Annotated in this window: 20 protein-coding genes; 7 read left to right on the forward strand and 13 right to left on the reverse strand. The window is 54.9% G+C overall.

From position 1 onward, the window contains the following. Positions 1-10: 10 nt before the first annotated feature. From ACR0NF_RS15950 to ACR0NF_RS16000, 11 genes are all read right to left on the reverse strand, one after another. Positions 11-979, reverse strand: coding sequence for an FAD-binding oxidoreductase (locus ACR0NF_RS15950; protein WP_480472354.1), 969 nt, complete (start codon positions 977-979; stop codon positions 11-13). Beyond that, positions 976-1,401: a GtrA family protein gene (locus ACR0NF_RS15955; protein ID WP_480472356.1), complete on the reverse strand. Its 426-nt coding sequence runs from the start codon at positions 1,399-1,401 to the stop codon at positions 976-978. The genes ACR0NF_RS15950 and ACR0NF_RS15955 overlap by 4 nt, the downstream gene beginning before the upstream one ends. 89 nt (positions 1,402-1,490) lie before the next feature. Continuing rightward, positions 1,491-1,703 carry a hypothetical protein gene (locus ACR0NF_RS15960; protein ID WP_480472358.1) on the reverse strand — a complete coding sequence of 71 codons (213 nt, stop codon included), beginning with the start codon at positions 1,701-1,703 and terminating at the stop codon, positions 1,491-1,493. After that, positions 1,673-1,903, reverse strand: a complete 231-nt coding sequence (locus ACR0NF_RS15965) for a UbiA family prenyltransferase (RefSeq protein WP_480778602.1) — start codon at positions 1,901-1,903, stop codon at positions 1,673-1,675. Before ACR0NF_RS15965 ends, ACR0NF_RS15960 begins: the two co-directional genes overlap by 31 nt. A 316-nt stretch (positions 1,904-2,219) precedes the next feature. After that, positions 2,220-2,372: a hypothetical protein gene (locus ACR0NF_RS15970; protein ID WP_480472362.1), complete on the reverse strand. Its 153-nt coding sequence runs from the start codon at positions 2,370-2,372 to the stop codon at positions 2,220-2,222. A 164-nt stretch (positions 2,373-2,536) separates the two neighbouring features. After that, positions 2,537-3,553 carry a UDP-glucose 4-epimerase GalE gene (gene galE / locus ACR0NF_RS15975; protein WP_480472364.1) on the reverse strand — a complete coding sequence of 339 codons (1,017 nt, stop codon included), beginning with the start codon at positions 3,551-3,553 and terminating at the stop codon, positions 2,537-2,539. After that, positions 3,550-4,434 (reverse strand): glycosyltransferase family 2 protein, encoded by an 885-nt coding sequence (locus ACR0NF_RS15980; protein ID WP_480667456.1) that lies wholly within the window; start codon positions 4,432-4,434, stop codon positions 3,550-3,552. Before ACR0NF_RS15980 ends, galE begins: the two co-directional genes overlap by 4 nt. A 2-nt stretch (positions 4,435-4,436) precedes the next feature. Next, entirely contained in the window at positions 4,437-5,243 is an 807-nt protein-coding gene (locus tag ACR0NF_RS15985; protein WP_480472368.1) for a WecB/TagA/CpsF family glycosyltransferase, read from the reverse strand. Then, positions 5,243-6,112, reverse strand: coding sequence for a hypothetical protein (locus ACR0NF_RS15990; protein WP_480472370.1), 870 nt, complete (start codon positions 6,110-6,112; stop codon positions 5,243-5,245). Before ACR0NF_RS15990 ends, ACR0NF_RS15985 begins: the two co-directional genes overlap by 1 nt. 2 nt (positions 6,113-6,114) lie before the next feature. Next, positions 6,115-7,218 (reverse strand): Gfo/Idh/MocA family protein, encoded by a 1,104-nt coding sequence (locus tag ACR0NF_RS15995; RefSeq protein WP_480472372.1) that lies wholly within the window; start codon positions 7,216-7,218, stop codon positions 6,115-6,117. A 355-nt stretch (positions 7,219-7,573) separates the two neighbouring features. Beyond that, on the reverse strand, positions 7,574-7,786 hold the full coding sequence (locus ACR0NF_RS16000) for a hypothetical protein (RefSeq protein WP_480472374.1): 213 nt from the start codon (positions 7,784-7,786) through the stop codon (positions 7,574-7,576). A 301-nt stretch (positions 7,787-8,087) separates the two neighbouring features. Between ACR0NF_RS16000 and ACR0NF_RS16005 the strand changes: the two genes are divergently transcribed. The 4 genes from ACR0NF_RS16005 (at position 8,088) to ACR0NF_RS16020 (ending at position 12,988) form a co-directional block, all read left to right on the forward strand. Continuing rightward, on the forward strand, positions 8,088-8,684 hold the full coding sequence (locus tag ACR0NF_RS16005) for a polysaccharide biosynthesis/export family protein (RefSeq protein ID WP_480472376.1): 597 nt from the start codon (positions 8,088-8,090) through the stop codon (positions 8,682-8,684). Positions 8,685-8,759: 75 nt separating this feature from the next. After that, positions 8,760-10,115 (forward strand): hypothetical protein, encoded by a 1,356-nt coding sequence (locus ACR0NF_RS16010; protein WP_480472378.1) that lies wholly within the window; start codon positions 8,760-8,762, stop codon positions 10,113-10,115. Positions 10,116-10,421: 306 nt separating this feature from the next. Continuing rightward, positions 10,422-11,657, forward strand: a complete 1,236-nt coding sequence (gene rffA / locus ACR0NF_RS16015; RefSeq protein WP_480778567.1) for a dTDP-4-amino-4,6-dideoxygalactose transaminase — start codon at positions 10,422-10,424, stop codon at positions 11,655-11,657. Positions 11,658-11,872: 215 nt separating this feature from the next. Then, on the forward strand, positions 11,873-12,988 hold the full coding sequence (locus tag ACR0NF_RS16020) for a glycosyltransferase (RefSeq protein WP_480778568.1): 1,116 nt from the start codon (positions 11,873-11,875) through the stop codon (positions 12,986-12,988). Positions 12,989-13,012: 24 nt separating this feature from the next. Here ACR0NF_RS16020 and ACR0NF_RS16025 read toward each other — a convergent pair whose 3' ends face one another. Together ACR0NF_RS16025 and ACR0NF_RS16030 are read right to left on the reverse strand one after the other, a co-directional pair. Beyond that, positions 13,013-14,323: a UDP-glucose dehydrogenase family protein gene (locus tag ACR0NF_RS16025; RefSeq protein WP_480472384.1), complete on the reverse strand. Its 1,311-nt coding sequence runs from the start codon at positions 14,321-14,323 to the stop codon at positions 13,013-13,015. Between the two features lie 227 nt (positions 14,324-14,550). After that, complete coding sequence (locus tag ACR0NF_RS16030; protein ID WP_480778569.1) at positions 14,551-15,438, reverse strand: AraC family transcriptional regulator; 888 nt, start codon at positions 15,436-15,438, stop codon at positions 14,551-14,553. 160 nt (positions 15,439-15,598) lie between these two features. Between ACR0NF_RS16030 and ACR0NF_RS16035 the strand changes: the two genes are divergently transcribed. The 3 genes from ACR0NF_RS16035 to ACR0NF_RS16045 are packed head-to-tail and all read left to right on the forward strand — an operon-like array spanning position 15,599 to position 19,120. After that, positions 15,599-16,441, forward strand: coding sequence for an SDR family NAD(P)-dependent oxidoreductase (locus tag ACR0NF_RS16035; protein WP_480778570.1), 843 nt, complete (start codon positions 15,599-15,601; stop codon positions 16,439-16,441). Positions 16,442-16,470: 29 nt separating this feature from the next. Beyond that, positions 16,471-16,935, forward strand: coding sequence for a (2Fe-2S)-binding protein (locus ACR0NF_RS16040; RefSeq protein ID WP_480472390.1), 465 nt, complete (start codon positions 16,471-16,473; stop codon positions 16,933-16,935). A gap of 4 nt (positions 16,936-16,939) precedes the next feature. After that, positions 16,940-19,120, forward strand: coding sequence for a molybdopterin cofactor-binding domain-containing protein (locus ACR0NF_RS16045; RefSeq protein WP_480778571.1), 2,181 nt, complete (start codon positions 16,940-16,942; stop codon positions 19,118-19,120). Positions 19,121-19,275: the final 155 nt, after the last annotated feature.

A 19,275-nucleotide genomic window follows, 5' to 3' on the forward strand; every position in this document is an offset into this window, starting at 1 on the left:
GGACCATTGCTCATAGTTTCAGCCTTTCTGATTGTACCGAGGCAAAGCCTTTGCGCCCATATATCCGGTTCCAATCCATGATCGAGTCCAGCGGGTAAAAGTAGCTGTTCCAGTTCACATAGCTGGTCGCGCTGCCACGTTGACCGTTCCAGTAATAAAGCGCGTTAAACGCCCGGACAGAATACTTGTTCAAACAAAAGCCCGGGAAGTTGAATGGAACCCTCAGTTTTTGGGCGGCAACGGAAGGGAAGGGGTTCGTGCTGTGCTTGCCGGGTAATTCATCCCACGTTGCACGTTTCCCCAGCATAACCAGAGACCGCCCCAAAGCGTCGCCAGTGCTTAGGCAATCGATCCATGCGACCGAATAGGTGGCATCGAGAGATCCCTCGAAAAGATCAATCGCCGCATCGAGGTTCTGCGCGACGTGGGTTGTTTGCCGGATCCAGCCGGTCTCCACGGGTCGCAGCCGCAATGCGACGCGTAGGATCACGCCTGTCAGGCCCATCCCGCCAATCGTCCACTCGAACAGCTCGGAATTCTCGTTGCGGGAACATCGCGTCACCGTACCATCGGCGATCATCACGTCGAGCCAGTCAATACAGTTCCCGAATGATCCATAGATATGGTGGTTCTTACCGTGCACATCGGCAGCCACCATCCCGCCCAAACTTACGAAACGGGTGCCCGGTGTCACCGCCGGAAACCAACCGCGGGGCAAGAAAGCTGCGATGATATCGGACAGCAAGACACCAGCTTCGGCAATCAACTGGCCGCTCTTGGGATCGAATGACAGCATGTGATTGAGCTTGCGCATTTCGATCGTATTGGTGCGGCTTAGCGCGCTGTCGCCATATGCGCGTCCGTTTCCTCTGGCGATGGCGTTTGATGCCATCACGGCCTGTCGCACCTCGTCTTCGTTGCGGGGTTTACTGATATCGCAGTCGACCACCGGGTAGTTTCCCCATCCAGAAAGCTTCATCTGGAAGCTCCGATCGAAAGCGAAGAATCGGTGAAGACAAACCGACGATCCAGATTGAATTTCACAACGTACCCAATCGCCAAACCCAGAACGGCCCCAAGCTCTCGCATGAGGTCGGTTTGCCAGATCAACCAGAATGCCGTTTCCATACCCCAGAAGATTGCGGTGGTGACAATCCCCATCGCGGTATAGGCCGAAAACTTCTTGCTGTGGTCGGACACGCCTGCACCCAGGTCGTAGAAGATCCAACGCTTGTCCAGAACGTACTTCAGCACCAGCCCTACTGCGGTTCCAACCAGAATCGCGGGGATCAACGCGTTATCGCCGATAGTGGCGAAAACGACCCGTTGTGCTCCAAGGTTGGCGAGCGTCGCGAGGACAGCAAAGAAGGAATAACGTAGAATGAGCGTTCGCAAACTCACAATACGGTGCCTCCTAACGCCAGCGCGGCAATCAACAGAAAGCGGATCTGCCTGTCGTTTGACAGCCGCCAGAGAGAAAAAGAGAAAGATCAAAATGCGAGCAGCAACATCGACAATACGGTTCCAATAGCAACCCCGCCTGCGACGATCCGTACGGTATAGAGACCGGCAAGCATACAAACACCAACAATAAGTTTGCGTTTCAGCGTGATGGAATATGCGGTGGTGATCCCGAAATAGATCAGCATCACCCCGAAGAACGCCAGATTGGTCAAGGCGGCCAGAAAAAAACCACCAAACAACAAGCCATCCAAAGCCCATGCGAAACCGGGATTGCACCCGACGCAAAGGGGCGATTGCGCTTTCGGGGATGCGCGCGATCGGCCTTGAGGTCCAGTAGATCATTTACGACATAGACGCTCGAAGCGATCAGACAAAAGGACATAAAGGCGAGCAGGCTGTCGCCGATTATCTCGGGCGCAAAATTATGCGCGGCGATCATCGGCAGAAACACTAGGATACTCTTGAGCCATTGATGCGAGCGTAGCGCTTTGAGATGGGCCCTGCGTGAAACGGTACCGGTTATCAGATGTTCAATGGTGCAGCCTAGACGAGCCACTTTGCCACCTGCCGCATCCGAGGCGTTTACTGTGGCCGCCAGATCGGCGCTGCTGTCGCCAATATAGGCAAAGCCGTTCGCCCCATATTTTTTGTTGAAGAAAGCTGGCCTTGTTGCAGCCCTTCAGACTTACTTCCCCTTCCGAGCCGTAAACCTAATCTAACAGGCCGATAGGGGTCGCAATCTGGTCTGCGATGCGCTAGTCCGAGGCGGTCACCAATGCCACCTTCTTTCCCGCGTCGCGCCAGGATTTGATATAGTCCATGACTTCTCGATCGTAGGGCAAAGCATCGACCTGAACCTGACCTTTGTCTTGCAGAGCCGCTTTCAATGCAGCCTGACCTTTGATCAATGCAAGGGGCCTGCGAACAATGTGCTCGAGTCCTGCGAGAGTGCAGACCAGAAAGTTTCGTGCAGCATATCTGATGCGATCAGGGTTCCATCCAGATCGACAACCCGAACCGGATCGACAGACTAGGTTCCTTCGCTGTTCGAGAGAGCCGCCTGACTTGTCATCTAATCCGCCTCCGTCAAAAAGCGCCAATTGCCGGTGCACATATCTTCGAGATCAAGTTGTGCTTTGAAGCCAAGGATTGCCTTGGCTCGTTCGATTGCGGCGCAGGAGATCGCAGGATCACCATCGCGACGTTCCGTGATTTGATAAGCAATAGGGCGGCCAGACACCTGTTCATAGGTCTTGACGACATCCAACACACTGTAACCCATACCTGTCCCCAGATTGACACAGTGATTGCCAGTTTCACCGAACAATGCGTCAAGCGACAGAACATGACCCCGCGCCAGATCGAGGACGTGTATGTAATCGCGGATTCCTGTGCCGTCAGGGGTCGGGTAATCGCCGCCAAAGATCTTGAGCTCGATCATCTGTCCTAGCGCGACCTGCGCGATGACCGGCACCAGGTTGGTTGGCGGCTGGCTTGGGTCTTCGCCGATCAAGCCCGATGGATGTGCACCTACTGGGTTGAAATAGCGCAGGATGCCAATCCGCAGTTCGGGCGATGCATTGGCAAGGCTTGTTAGAAACTCCTCACCCACACATTTTGTCTGCGCATAGACGCTCTGAGGTGAGGCTGGAGTTTCCTCGGCGATGGGCATCGTTTCCGGGTTGCCGTAAATCGCTGCGCTGGATGAGAACACTATGTGCTTAACGTTATGCGCCTTCATTGCAGACGCAATGTTGTAGAGACCGATGCAATTCGTCTCAAAATAGCCCATCGGGTTGCTTTGACTCTCAGGTACGCTTTTGAGAGCGGCGAAATGTACGACCGCATCGAACCTACCGGCTGCAAATACCTGCGTTACCTCGGCGGCGTTTCGAATATCACAATCAAAAACGCGCGTGGGGTTTTCGGTGATCTTCGCCAGCCTGTCGGGTACGTCCCTGCGCGCATTTGCGAAGTTGTCCAGAATCCAGACGTCATAGCCAGCCTCGTTTAGGGCCACATAAGTGTGCGACCCGATGAAGCCTGCACCACCAGTCAACAGAACACGTTTTTTGTTGGCTTCAGTCATCGTCCACGGGTCCATTCCATAGTGCTGGGTCCCATGCGAACAAAGATTTGTAACGTCAAATAGACCATAAAGCTAATAGGCGCTTCGAATATCAAACGCAGAAGTTCCGCTATGGTCAGTGGTTGTTTGGTGTCATTGCGCATGAGTTCGGGGTATAGGCGGCGGATTTCTTCCACACCTGCATCCTGTCGGCGTCGGACACGGATAAGGTTGCGAAAGCCTTCGACCATGGGCCAGTGATATTTGGCAGGCACTTCGACCCGTTGGTCGGGTGAAAAGCTCAGCCGTACAAACGTATCATCCGAAATTATGTCAGGGAATTGCCCCCAACATTTCCTGCCTTCCGCGTTTACCGAGAAGACGCCGGCCCCAACGGCCCCCCCGCGCACGAATGGCAGACGAACCCAGAAATCTGAATATCGACGCGTGACCCATGTTGTCGGCGGGGCTACCTGCAAAGTGCCCGTCGCGTAGAGCGGTCGCGGCTGATCCAGAACCGCGCGCAACTGTCCCAATAACTCCGGATCGCAGCGCACATCGGCATCCAGATAGATTGTCGAGCAACCTGTCTTGACCATGTCACCCTGATTGAATGCGTTGGGCTTGCCCGGCTCGTCGATTTTGAGCAGCACCAGCCGCCAGTTGCGATCCTCGAAACGTGCTCCATAGTTCGAGACAATCTCGACAGTCCGGTCAGTGCAGGCGTTTGCGGCGACTATGACCTCAACACGCCCAGCGGTTTGATCCTGTTGCAACAGAGCGTTCAGGCAGTCGCCGATATACCCCTCTTCATTATGGGCAGCGATATTGACGCTCAGGATGGCGTCTGGGTCAGTCGTGCTCCAATCCTCGCCGGACAATATGATTTGCTCGGAAGGCATCGCTACTTGTCGCCAAAAGGATCACGATAGACCCCGAGTTTTTGTTTGAGCAGTGCCCACAACACAGGTGGTTCGTGCACGACATACCGATGCCAACGCTGCCGTGGTTCTTTGACTAGACGATAGAGCCATTCGAATCCCCATTCGGTGATCCATGATGGTGGGCGCTGGAAGGTGCCCGCCTCATAGTCAATGGTTCCGCCCAACGGCAAAAACAGCCGTATGTTGGGCATTCGGTCGCGGTATTTCATGATAAACTTTTCCTGACGCCCACCGCCAAGGCCCACCAATAGAACACTCGCGCCGGAGTCGTTGATCCGTTCGATCATTCGATCGATTTCGGCGGGGTCGTTTTCATAATCAAAGGGCGGGGCATCTGTTCCCACAACAAACTGACGCCCTGTCTTGGCGTTTATGCGTTCGGCCGCGATGTCAGCGATCCCTGGCTTGCCGCCGCACAGGAACACGGTCACGTCCGGGTTGTCCTTGTGGTGCATATAGAATTTTGGAAAATAGTCTGACCCCGAGACCCGCTCAGACACCGGGGTTCCAAGAAATTTGGTTGCGAAATACAGAATCTGGCTGTCGCAAGTGATTACGTCGAACTTGTCGAAAATCTCAAGAAACTCGCGATCCTTTTGCAGCTTCATGATCATGTCGACGTGCAAGGTCAGGATCGTGCCTTCGTTGAAGTTCTTGACGAGATCGTCCATGGAAATGTCATGGACGTAGACATTCAGCACGTCGACCCGAGGATAATCGTGGCCAGTGGCCCCTTCGGTCATACCGATCGATGTTCCGTCAGCCATCACTCGACCTCTCCCATGTAGTGATCCACCAACTGTTTCGTATGGCGGATGTTGCCTGCGCTGGACGCTCCGAAGACCAGTGCTTCAACCCCCGGAAGGCCCGCGATCCACTCAATCGCTTCTTCGGCAGGGATGGCTCCAGACGCATAGACAGACATGGCGATGGCCCGGACCCGGCCTGATTTGAGCGCTTCGAGATAGGCATCATAACCGCCCGACATGCGAAAGCCGATCTTGTTGATGTTCGAACATATGATCGGGCGCTTGATACCTTCAGATTCCAGGGCCTGAAGCAACATCGGCATGTTCATCGTTATATAGGCGGGTTCGGCCCCGTGTTTTTCACGGATGTGATCGTCGAAAATGCGCAAGGCGCGGGTAAATCCCATCCCCAGCAGTAGATCAGTGAAAACGTTTTGAACGAAGATGACCGGGGTTTTTAGCCCGGCAAACATCTTCATCTCCATGTCGATCAGAACCTTTGCCATTCCATCGACTTCTTTTGTGGCCAGCGCTTTACCTCCGGCCAGTGCAGTCGAAAACAATCCGTCATCGGGCATAAACTGCCGCAAAGCGCCGATCATACCATGTTCGGTGACAGCATTTGCGTATTTGTGCGCATATGGCATGCATGGATAAAACGTGAAATCCGAGTATCGGGAGGGATTGGCCCGAACACGATCTGCAATCTCAGAGATCCTGTCGTGAGTGGTGCACATGAAGGTGCGCACGCCCGCATCATATGCGATATCCAGAACGTCCATGATCGCGTCGGTTTTCTGAAACCGCATTGCTTGGGCGCGGGCTTTTTCTTCGGACATGTGGTTGATGCCGAAGAACTGATTGTCGCCGAACAGCAGTTTATCCATGATCACGCTCCCGTCCGACGGAACCAGCCGCGCTTGGCCGGTTCGGCGGCGCGTGGTTTGGGAGGCTCGCCCACGGACGCACCGGTTTCGTTGTTGTGAATGATCATTGCCATAGTTCGGTCGGTTTCGACGCCAGACTGAAAGTCATTCTCGTGGGTTTTAGGAGCACCGTCCCGAATAGCGCTGATGAAAGCATCCAGTTGCGCCGAATATTCTTCACCTCGCAGGTAGAACCAGACCTCATCGGTCAACCCGGTGGTATAGCGGACGGTCCAACCAGCCTCGTACTCGGGTAATGCATCGACCGGTTGGCGCAGGTAAAGCTGGCATTCCTGACGATCCGCATTCACGCGCCCGTTGGTACCTATGACGCTGATTTTGGTCGACATCTTGCGATGACTTTCATCGCACCAGTTTACTGATAGCTGAGCTGTCGGTCCATCTGTCCAGCGCAGCGTACTAAATACCTCATCATCTACATCGGTCGAAAAGACTGAATTCATTGCCGAGCCGCTGACTGTGTCGGGGACACCGAAACACCAGTTCAACAGATTGATTGGATGTGCCGCATAGTCATAAAGGCATCCGCCACCCTCAGATTTTTTGGTGCGCCAGGTTTGACGTTTCGGACGTAACACGACAGGGCCGTAGGCTTCGGCCAACACATGCGTGACCGTTCCAAGGGCGCCACTTTGCAGAATACGATGCAGTTCCCGAAAGGCACCGACATAGCGATAATGATAGCCGACCTGGTTGATCAAGCCCTTTGCGCGTGCCACATCGGACAGCTGTTGCCCTTCTTCCCAGTCCAGACAGAAGGGTTTTTCGCAGAAGACGTGTAAGCCTTTATCAAGTGCTGCCCGTACCATCGGCCCATGGGCGCGAGAGGGCGTGGCGATTACGACGGCGTCCAGTGCTTCGTCTGACAGCAATCTGTCATAATCCTTGTAGATTTTTGCGGTGGTGTTTTTGCTGAGAACATCCACCATGAATCCGCTGGCGTCACATGCAATGGTTTCTGTGTCAGGATGGGCGTTGACGAGCGCATAATGGGAAAGGCCCATCTTACCCAGGCCAACAACGGCAATTTTCAGATTCCTGTCCATGTATACATGGCCTTTTCAATCGGGAACAAAATACGAAGTACTAGATCGGTGCCAAACGAATAATTTGTGGCTACATTGCGCACCGACTGAACAAACGCCGAGATCGGCGAACATTTTCTATGATCTCCTACCTATAAAACTTAAATCAAACTTACTCTGAACATATCCATGGACCTTAAACAATTTCCCCGTAACTTCTTCAAGGCTGTTGGGTGAAGGGCCGTCCAATATTTGTCCAATCCTGACGTTAACCCTCTATTGTTTCCCCCTTAAATTGGCTCCAGAGGTCGCGTTATCAAAAAAATATTCAGGTCTATTGGACCGATATTAAGTCCCTTGACCGAATTCTGGCTATCTACCGATCCGGTTGTGCGATGGGTAGCGCGCGTTCGGGATCCGAATTGCCATGGGCTTTGGTCGCAAGGATCATCGCGCCGGTCAAAACGCAAAGGGCCCCAAATCCGCTATAGATCAAAAAAGCGGTCCAAATGGGCATGCCGCTAATAAGACCGATAAATCCGGCCAATGCACCGAGCAGAATTCCAGAGAAGATCAGTCCTGCACTCATCGAAGCGTCAACCTCTTTTCGGATATAGCGAGTCAGTCAAGTGACGATTTCTGACACTCAACACAGGAAAAGAGGCAAAATTATGCCTCAAGCAGAACATCGTGGCTTGCCCTGGGGTCAAGTGTTGCCTTTTTGGAAGTAGTAGCGGGGGAAAGTGACCATTTTCTTAATCGAATTGTAGCGTTTGACTCGAATCACGTGCAATGTGGCATTGCCACAGGGGTAAGGTCCGTCCAGCTCGTCAGACACATGGCGTCGAGGGAACGTGTGCGCAGGAATAGTATTAGGGAGAACTTGGCTTATGAGGCCCGTATTTACGCTGCTTTTTTCATTTATCGCCGGTGCATTGGTTGCCGTACCCGCACTCGCGCAAAGCAGCTATCGTATTCAGCCCGGAGATGTCCTCAGTATTAACGTATTGGAAGACTCAAGCCTGAACGATGAAGTGCTTGTTCTTCCTGATGGTCGGATAAACTTGCCCCTTGCCGGTCAGCTTGCAGTTGCCGGACGAAGCGTTGGTCAGGTCGAAGATTCTCTGGCCACCCAGCTTGAGCCAAATTTTGCATCGCGGCCCACTGTGACGGTGTCGATCGCTACCATCGGCGAAGCCGAAGATCCCGATCCGATTCTGGTTTACGCGGTGGGCGAAGCGGGTTCGCCTGGGCGCTACGAAGTGCCACCCGGTACGACACTGTTGCAGTTTTTTGCTGAAATGGGCGGATTCTCACGCTTTGCCGCGACCAAGCGCGTCATGTTGCGGCGTACCGATAAAGCAGGCAACGAACGGGTTTTCCGGTTCAACTACGATGCCATCTTGGACGGTACCGGACAGGGTGCGTCGACACGTCTGGTGGATGGTGATGTGGTCGTCGTACCGCAACGACGCTTGTTTGAATAATACGCGAAAGTTGGGGCAGTGACTAAAGACGAAAGGATCCACCGGTCAGGTGCGGTTGTCATAATTGCAGCGTCCTTGACCGCGAGCGGAGTACAAGGTCAGGAAATTCCGGTTGAGCCAGGTGGCCTGGAGCTGCGTTTTGGCATCGCCGAACGCTTTGAATATGGCCGCAACCTTGCGCTTGATGTACCTGATCCGGGAAACGGCTTCATTGCGTCAACGATACTGTCCTTTGGTCTCTCCAGCGAAACGCGCTCTCAAACGATTGAGCTGGATGCAGTCACCGGCCTGCGCTTGCAGGATCTGCCAGACAGGGAAGACAGTTTCGATATAGGCGATGCGCGTCTGGGTTTTGGATATACTCGCGAGGCTGCAAATGCTGGCTTGGAATTGGAAGCCGACTACTTGCGGTTTGACATCGGATTGCTGCGGTCATTGTCCGATTTCGAGGATGAGGATGGTTTTATTGTATTGCCTTCAGATTTCTCGGATCTGACGGGCGAAGGGACGCGCAGCGAATATTCCTATGGCTTTTCGTTCGATGGCGGGCGGCAGAATCTGGTAGGGTACAGCTTCGGTTTGGCCGGTTCAGGCCTACGATATACGGATGCGACAGATGCTGGGCTTGTGGATAACGACCAGATTGGTGGTGATGTTGGGTTGTCCCTCGCGTTATCGCCGGTCACAACGGTCAGTGTTGATTATGCGATCGAACGGTTTGAAGAAGATGACGATGAAGAGACCGAGCGCGATACCGATGCAGTGTCTTTGGGTCTGCGTCATGAATTTTCAGCTCTCACCCGACTTGAGGCCTCGATCGGATACACGGATATTGACGAACGACAGGTGATTTCTGGCGACTCCAGCGAATCCGGCCTAATCGGTAGCGTTGGAGTGGTACATGATGTTGCCAACGGCTCTGCATCTGCGCTTCTTGATACCAGCCGAACAATTTCCGGCCGTCTCGATCGATTCCTTCTGGGTCGTAGTTTTGCGGTGCCAGACGGGGACTTTGCTGCGACTTTAGGCGCGGCGCGGCGCCCCAGTGGCACGATTGATGCAATTGGTTCGCTCGCCTTTGACAGGGAGTATGGCCCAAACACTCTGCGTGTCCGTTTGAGTCGCGAAATCTTGTCTGATGACGAAGATGAATACTTCGCTGCGACGGTGATCGATGTGGGCTATATCTGGGGTCTGACACCATTTTCGCAGTTTTCGCTGCGTGCCCTCTATGCTGTTTCGGAAGCGACGGATTCATCGACTGGGGTAGAGTTTTCGGCGATCAGTGCGGTTTACAGTCATGATATTGGTCAGGATTGGAGCCTGAATACGGGTATCGACTATCGCGTACGCGATGAAGACGGCCTTGATCGCGCAACCAGCCCGCTGGTTTTCTTCGGTATCGGAAAGAGCTTTGTCTGGCGTCCATGATCTCTTCGTCGATAGATCGAGAGTGATGGAATCGATACACTAGGCTCAGTTGTAAACGACTAATTTATCAATTCTGTATCGTGAACAGTGGGCGCAGAGATGTTGGATTGTATTTTAATCGTGCACTCTGAATGTGAACAATCACACGTTGTGTCGATTTTGTGAAGTTTTTTGGTCACGCTGTTCGTTTTACATGTTATCAAACGTTATGTTGATTTTGGCGTGTGCGTCAAAAACTCTATGCTTCTCTGAAGCTGGTTCTGATGAGCCTAAGTATACTATGGAGTAGGATAACCAGTCGTCCGGATGCCAAAAGATGCCAACATTCAAGCGGATCAGAAACTGGCAGAAGATAGGACGCTAAGGTTCAATGTGCCTGCTTTGGCAGGCAGGGAATTTGACTATCTTCAAACGGTTCTGGCAAATGGGCATCTTGCAGGTGGTGATCAATTCACGGTTGCATGCGAAGCGCGTCTGCGTGAACTGACCGGCTCTCTCGAGGCATTCTTGGTTCACTCCTGTACCGGCGCGCTGGAGATGGCTGCAATTCTGTGCGATCTCGTGCCCGGGGACGAGGTCATTATGCCATCGTTCACTTTTGTATCCACGGCCAATGCAGTGGTGTTGCGTGGGGCAGTTCCGGTATTCGTTGATGTCGACCCTCGGACGCTCAATCTTGATCCCAGTGCCGTTGCTGCTGCTGTCACCAAACGCACCAAAGCAATTTTCGCCGTGCATTACGCGGGTGTGCCAGCAGATATGGTGTCGCTGGCCGAGATTGCGCGTAGCCACGGGTTAATTCTGGTCGAAGATGCGGCGCAAGCGCTGGGGTCGTCTTATTATGGACGTCCTTGTGGCAGCCTTGCTGACTTGGCAACTTTCAGTTTTCACGAAACAAAGAATATCACCTCGGGAGAGGGCGGTGCATTGACCGTCAATCGACCTGATCTTGTCGAGCGGGCTGATATCATTCGCGACAAAGGTACAAATCGCGCCCGGTTCCTCGAAGGCGCTGTCGATAAATATACCTGGGTTGATATCGGATCGTCATACACACCCTCCGAGCTTGTTGCCGCCATGCTGTTCGCGCAGCTTGAGCAGGTTGAACGGGTGAGCGCAGATCGACTTGCTACTTGCGACCGTTATCGCGCCGGGTTCGCCGATCTCGAGCGCACCGGACGGATTGAATTACCATTCATTCCCGAACACTGTCGTGGCAATGGGCATCTGTTCTTTTTGCTGTTACGAGACGCTCAGGATCAGAAAGCTTTCATCGCTCACATGCGCGAACACGGAATAGAAACGCCGTTTCATTACGTTCCGCTTCATTCTGCCCCTGCAGGACGGCTTCACGGCCGCGTTTCGGGTAGTCTGGCAGTGACCGATTCCGCATCGTCAAGATTAGTTCGCCTGCCGCTATATTTCGGAATGAACGCCGAAGTTGACCGAGTGATCGATGTGGCACGCCAATATCTGACAAGCGGCGCAACTGTCCGATTTCATACCCAGAATATTCACTGTCTGTCTGAAAAATCGGTTTGAAGCTCGAGTTCACTAGTTTGCGTATTTCATCTTGCTTTTGGCTCGATTAGAGAGCGTATTGTTTTCACGCATTTATACAATCTGGCATCGCGATTGGTTCAGATATGCTGAACTCGGGTAGCAGGTGTCTTGGGTCGCGAATTATGACAGCAGCGAATGAACTTTTGTTATTCCCCAGCTTGAAAGCGCAGCGCGCGCCGGATGGTGGGCTGATCATGACGCAGAAGTATCTGGAGGGTACGCAGCGCTTTGCCGATCACTGGCCGGGCCCAGTTTGTGTGCTGGTTGATCTTGATGAGACGCCTACAGATGATATGGACCGCATTGTGGTGCAGCCCGAGAAAATGGGCTTTACCCTTGAGGTTCGCCCGCAAGAGAAAGCAGCATTGGAAACACGCCTGAAGACGGCAGCTGTGGCGTTGGGTTTTTTGTCCAGTTGGCATGGCACGATTGCGGACGCTTGTTCGGCGGTGGGTGTGCCTTTTGTTTGCACCACGGAATATTCGCCCAAAACGGAACGGCAAATCGCAGCGGCGGAATTGACCGGTGCACCGTTTCGCCATGCCCGACGTTTATTGTGGCTCCGCGGTGAAGAACGTCGCCGACAGCAGCTGCTACGTCGATTGGCCGGTTTGCAATGCAGCGGGGCGCCGACTTATGACCTTTATGCGCAACACGTCCCATCGGCGGTTTTGTTCTTTGATAATCGCGTTCTGTCCAAGGATGTGATTTCGGTTGACGAGGTGACGGAGCGTTCAGCTGCACTACTTTCGGGCCGCCCACTTCGGCTGGCGTTTGGCGGGCGGCTGATCCCAATGAAAGGCGCTGCTGGGTTGCCCGAAGTTGCCGCTGAGCTGCGTCGACAGGACGTGCCTTTTGAGATGAGTATCGTCGGCAGCGGACCGCAGGAGGCAGAAATCGCCCGTGACATCCAGCAGTTGGGGCTACAGGACAAAGTGTCTCTGTTACCGCCGATGGATTTCCGTCACGGTTGGATTCCGTTCCTGCGTGAAAACGTGGATCTGTTTTTGTGCACCCATGTTCAGGGCGATCCTTCAAGCACTTACCCAGAGGTGATGTCTTGCGGGGTTCCCATCGTCGGATACGATAACGAGGCGTTTGCGGGGGTGCTGACGCGCTCTGACGGCGGCTGGTCTGTGCCGGTGGGCAAGCCAGACAAGATGGCTGAGGTCGTTGCCGGTCTGCACGAAAATCGCGAAGACATTCTGAGCAAAGCCTGCAATGCGGCACGCTTTGCAGCCGAGCATTCGTTTGAAAAGACCTTCCTGCGGCGCGTCGAACATCTGCGCGAGGTTAGTCGCCTTCCGTGACCCCAGGGGCAGTGCCTACCTCAATCAGTCGCCGGCGCCCACACCCACATAACTGTCAAAGCCTGCATTCAGTACCATCGCTGACGAGTAGATGTTGCGCAGATCGACCATTCGAGCGGATTTCATCGTCTCGGCCAATTCGCTCAGGTTGAGGGCGCGGAATTCGTTCCATTCGGTCAGCAGAACTACCGCATCTGCATCTTTAGCGGCTTCATATGGATCGTCCATCCAGCTGACGCCGGGCAGCAGTGCTTCCCCCTCTGACCGGCCCTGAGGGTCGACCACACGTACACGCGCACCACCGCCGATCAAAGCAGGAACGATGGTCAGCGAAGGTGCATCGCGCATGTCATCAGTATTGGGTTTGAAAGTAACTCCAAGGACGGCAACCGTCTTGCCGTTGAAGCTGTCGTCGCAGACGTCGCGGATTTTGTCGATCATCCGCTTTTTTACTTCATCATTCACACGCATGACAGTTTCGGTAATCTGCATCGGATAAGCGTGATCCTGACCGATCCGAGCCAAAGCCGCGGTGTCTTTCGGGAAGCACGATCCGCCATAGCCCGGACCGGCATGCAGAAACTTGTTGCCGATGCGCCCATCCAGACCAATCCCGCGTGCGACTTCTTTGACGTCGCCTCCGGCGCGTTCGCAGAGGCCCGCGATCTCATTGATGAAGGTGATCTTGGTCGCAAGAAAGGCGTTGGCTGCGTATTTGATCATCTCGGCACTTTCCAGATCGGTCGTCAGGATCGGGAAGTCACGCAGGTAGAGAGGGCGATAGATCTCAGCCATCACCTCGGCGGCGCGTTCGCTTTCGACGCCGACAACCACCCGGTCCGGACGCATGAAATCATCAATTGCAGCGCCTTCACGCAGGAATTCGGGGTTCGAGGCGACGTCGAACTCGGCCTTCGGGTTGGCCGCGGCAACCACCGAATGAACCTTGCGGTTAGTGCCAACCGGGACGGTCGATTTAGTGACGACGACGGTGTAGTCGGTGATGGCTTGCGCGATTTCTTCCGCCGCAGCCATGACATAGGTCAGGTCCGCGTGCCCGTCACCACGCCGTGTCGGAGTGCCTACGGCGATGAAAACCGCATCGGCACCATCGACAGCGCTGACCAGATCTGTGGTGAAACTCAAACGTCCGGCAGCCACGTTTTTGGCCATCAACACATCAAGACCGGGCTCGTAGATCGGCACCTCTCCGGACTGCAGCATCTCGATCTTGCGTTCGGATTTGTCGACGCAGATCACATCATGGCCGAAATCGGAAAAGCACACACCCGAAACCAGACCGACATAGCCGGTGCCAATCATTGCAATACGCATTCTTCGAATCCCTTTCCTTGACGAGCTGCCGCCCGGCACATCCTATCGTGTTCGCGAACCCGACGGATATTCAAAACCGTTCTTTCGTTGAGACCGAATAAGCGCTTAGTGGGGCGGTATTCAAGGTGATATTGCCTTGGCCATCGACGATTGCGCCAACTGTCGCCAAAAATGGCGAAGGATGGCTGATGGTTTTACCGAAGTATGAGATGGACGAGCGTAAGACCCTATCCAGCCAATAGGGCTGGATTGGATTTCTGATCACTCGGTGACAGCCCGAACTTGCGCGAATACTCGCGGCTGAACTGCGTCGGGCTTTCGTATCCTACTTCATACGCCGCTGAAGCGACCGAAGTGTTTCCCGATTGAAGCAACCGCCGCGCCTCAAGCAGGCGCAGGTCCTTTTGATACTGCAACGGTGTCGTCGAGGTTACGGTTTTGAAATGTTCATGAAAGGCCGACAAGCTCATCCCGGATTCAAGCGCCAGATCAGAGACCGGGATGCTGGTTTTGTAGTTGCGCCGGATCAGAGCGATCGTCTTTGAGATGCGGCTGGCAGGGCTTTCATGCCGCAACAGCTGGCGCAGCATCCCTCCGTGGCGGGCGCGCAGCAAGCGGAAATGTATCTCCTTCAGAACCAACGGTGCCAGGGCGTGGGCTTCAACCGGGTCGTGTGAAAGGCGGTAAAGGCGTGCGACCGCATCAATCAACGCCTGATCCGAGGCAGCGACATTCAGCGTTTGAAGGTCTCCATCTTCGAAGTCTCCGATCTCATCCACCAGGCTACGGACGAGGGCGAGATCCAGCTTCAAAGCCAGCGCGGCATAGGGTTCATCGGCGCTGGCCTTGATGACGGCGGCTTCGACGGGTACCGCATGGCTGACGATCAGCGTATCGCCTGCACTGTAACGGATCACACGTCCGCCAATATATGCCTCTTTAGCACCTTGCAGGACCAGGCACATGATCGGTTCGTAGAATCCGGCGGCGCATTCGGTAGTTTCGTGATTGCAGAACGCAAACAACCCTTCAACGCCTGTCTTGCACCCGACGCCCATTGCGCCTTTCGAACGCACCTGTTCGAAAACGTCTGCCACCAGACTTTTTGACACCATCGAGAACCCTCCTGTCCTTTGGAAATATAGAGGTTTCACACGGTCTGAAAACAATCTTCCGCCGCTTGTCGGAGGAATAGGCAGATCATTCGGAGGATAAGGCAGCGCAATCGCCTCTCAGCACACTACCCTTATGCAAAGCCAAAGGCAGGAGGGTGGCATGTACAATCAGGCGATTGAGAAAGGTGGCCTTGCCGTTGTGACCGGTGCTGCCAGCGGCGTTGGTTTTGCAGCGGCTGAACGTTTTGCGCAATCGGGTCTCAGCGTCTTGCTTGCGGATCTGCCCGGAGAGGCGTTGGAGCAGGCAACATCTCAGCTCGAAGCTATCGCGACAGGTGGCGCGCAGGTGCAAGCGGTTCCAACGGATGTCAGTGATGTGGATGCCGTGCAAAATCTGGCCGACGCTGCTTATGCAGTCGGCGAGGTGGCTGTGTTGATGAACAACGCTGGTATCGCTCGACCCAGCGGCAGTTGGGATCGCCCTGATGCCTGGCGCAAGCTGATCGAGGTTAATCTGTTTGGTGTCATCAACGGGGTTCAGGCTTTTCTGCCGCGTATGATCGAAGCTGGACGCCCGGCCGTTGTGATCAACACCGGATCGAAACAAGGCATCACCACACCGCCCGGCAACCCGGCCTATAATGTTTCAAAGGCCGGGGTTAAGGTTTTGACCGAGATGCTGGCGCACGATCTGCGTGAGGCTAACGCGCCCATCTCGGCTCATCTCTTTGTGCCGGGTTTCACTTATACCGGCATGATTGCGCGGCATATCCCCGAGAAGCCTGCCGCAGCCTGGACCTCGGAGCAAACCATAGATCATCTTATCGCGCGGGTGTCCGAAGGCGATTTCTACATCCTGTGCCCGGACAATGACGTCTCGTCCGAGCGGGACAAGCGCCGGGTGTCCTGGGCTTTGGGCGATATCCTTGAGAACCGTCCTGCCTTGTCACGCTGGCACCCGGATTATGCGGATGCCTTCTCTGAATACGAACAATCAAACTAACCACTCGCCAAAAGGGAGACCTTGAAGCCATGGCAATCGAACTGAAATTGAATGGTCAAACGCATAGCGTCGAGGCCGAACCGGGCACCCCGCTCCTGTGGGTGATCCGGGACGAGTTGAAGCTGACCGGTACCAAATTCGGCTGCGGTGTCGCATCCTGCGGAGCGTGCACCGTGCATATGAATGGCGAACCGGTCCGGTCTTGTCAGACCTATATCGAAGATGTCGAAGACGCAGAAATCACCACCATCGAGGTGATGGAGCAGGACAAGATCGGTGCTGCCGTGCAGCAGGCGTGGCTTGAGCTGGACGTGGTCCAGTGCGGTTATTGTCAGTCCGGACAGATCATGAATGCAGTGGGCCTGCTGCGCGAGAATGCCAAGCCCACGGCTGAAGAGGTCGATAATTACATGCACGGCAACGCCTGCCGCTGCGCCACCTATCAACGCATCCGCGCCGGTGTTCTGCGCGCATCCGAGATTCTGGAGGCCTGAGTCCATGACAGCTAAACTTTCCCGCCGCGGATTCCTTAAAACAGCCGCTGCAGCCGGTGCAGTTCTGTATGTTGGGGCAAACGCAGATGGTGCCATGGCCGCATCCGGTCAGGCCGACGCGATGCTGAATCCCTTCGTCAAGATCGACAGCAATGGCAATGTCATTGCGATCGTGAAGCATTTTGAAAAAGGGCAGGGGCCCGCCACCGGCCTGACCTCGTTGATTGCCGAGGAACTGGGCGTCACCATGGATCAGATCGACTATGAGTTCGCCCCGTCTGATCCGACCGTCTACAACAACACTCTGTTTGGTCCGTTCCAAGGCACGGGCGGATCCACTGCGATCGCGAACTCCTGGGTGCAATACCGCACTGCCGGTGCGAATGCGCGTGAGATGCTGATCAAAGCCGCAGCCGAGACCTGGGGTGTCGAGCCATCGTCCTTGGATATTCAGGAGGGTTTGATCACCGGGGCAGGCAAATCCGCGCCTTTGGGTGAATTCGTTGCTGCCGCTGCTGCTATCGCACCGTCCGAGACGCCGCGTTTGCGTGATCCGTCCGAATGGAAGATCATCGGCAATGCTGAGACCCGCCGAAAGGACAGCCCGATCAAGGTCAACGGCACCGCGAAATTCGCGATGGACGTGCATTTGGACAACCAGATGGTTGTGATGGTCAAGCGCACACCTCAACGCGGGGGCACCGTCGCCGGTTTTGATGACAACGCGGCCAAAGAGGTCAAAGGCTTCATCATGGCCCAGACCCTGCCCACCAAGCATGGTGTCGCTGTCTATGCAGAAAACACATGGGCTGCCATGCAGGCACGTGAAGCGCTAGAGGTCGATTGGGATCTATCCGCTGCCGAGAACCGCTCGTCGCAGGAAATCCGCGATGAGATCATGGCCGCGCTGGATGCCGCTCCGACCTACAATGTCAACAAGGCCGATCAGGCTGCGGTCGCAGCTGCTGTGGATGGGGCCACCACTGTAGTGGAGAAGACCTTCTACTTCCCGCTGCTCGCGCATGCCCCGATGGAACCTTTGAATTGCACGATTGAGCAGACCGCTGACGGTGACATCGTGCTGCATGATGGTGCGCAGATGCCGACAGGGCCGCACATGGCCTATCAGCAGATTTTCGAGCTGCCCGCAGAGAAAATTCACATCAACACCATGCTGGCCGGTGGCTCATTCGGGCGCCGCGCGACGCCCAATGCAGATTACCAGGTCGAGGCCGCGCTGGCCTTTGTGCTGACCGACCGGTCACGCCCGGTCAAATTGGTCTGGGACCGCGAAGACGATATCCGGGGCGGCTACTACCGACCGGCCTTTGGGCATAAAGTGCGAGTGGGTCTGGACGAAACCGGCGCCATAGTAGGTTGGTTGCATCAGGTTGCCGGTCAGCCCGTTGTGAAGGGTACTCCGTTTGAGGCCGCTTTGGTGCATGACGGAATTGACCACTCAAGCATCGAGGGTCTTGCGGACAGCCCGTATGCCATCCCCGGTATGGCGGTGGGTCTGTCCGATACGGAAAAAGCAACCTCGGTTCTGTGGTGGCGCTCGGTCGGGCATACTCACACTGGCTATGTCATGGAGGTCATGATGGACATGGCAGCCAAGGCCGTTGGGCAAGACCCGGTCGCATTCCGACTGGCCTATCTGAACGGTGATGACAAGGACCAGGTGCGCAAAGCGGGTGTTCTGAAACTGGCGGCCGAGAAAGGAAATTGGGGCAACCCGGAACCGGGCAATGTTCAGGGTGTTGCTGTGCACAAATCGTTCGGGTCTTACGTGGCCGAGGTGGTCGAGATCTCTGGCAACCTTGAAGACGGTATTCGCATTGAAAAGATCACTGCTGCGGTTGATTGTGGTATCGCGGTCAACCCGGATGTTGTCAGGGCCCAGATCGAAGGCGGTATCGGCTATGGCATCGGTCACGCGATGAGGGATCAAATCACTCTGGATGGTGGCGCAGTCGAGCAGTCCAACTTCCCGGACTACGAGCCCCTGAGGATCTCGGACATCCAGTCGATTGAGACCCATATCATCCCGTCAGCCGAGGCCCCGACGGGTGTCGGAGAACCCGGAACGCCCCCTGCTGCTCCGGCCCTGGCAAATGCTATCGCTGAACTGGATCTGCGAGTCGCAGAGCTGCCGATGAACGAAAATGGGGTCGCGTTCGTTTAATCAAAGACAGCTGTATCGTGGGGGTCGGCCTGCGGTACAGCTTATCTAGCGGCTTTCATATCTCTTTGTTTGGCCTTCCGAATCCGTTGATTGATCACTGTTTCTTACTGCGCCGGATGGTTATATTCCGTTTGTAGAAGCGCTTTTGTTAACAC

Source organism: Ruegeria sp. CF4, assembly GCF_056537345.1.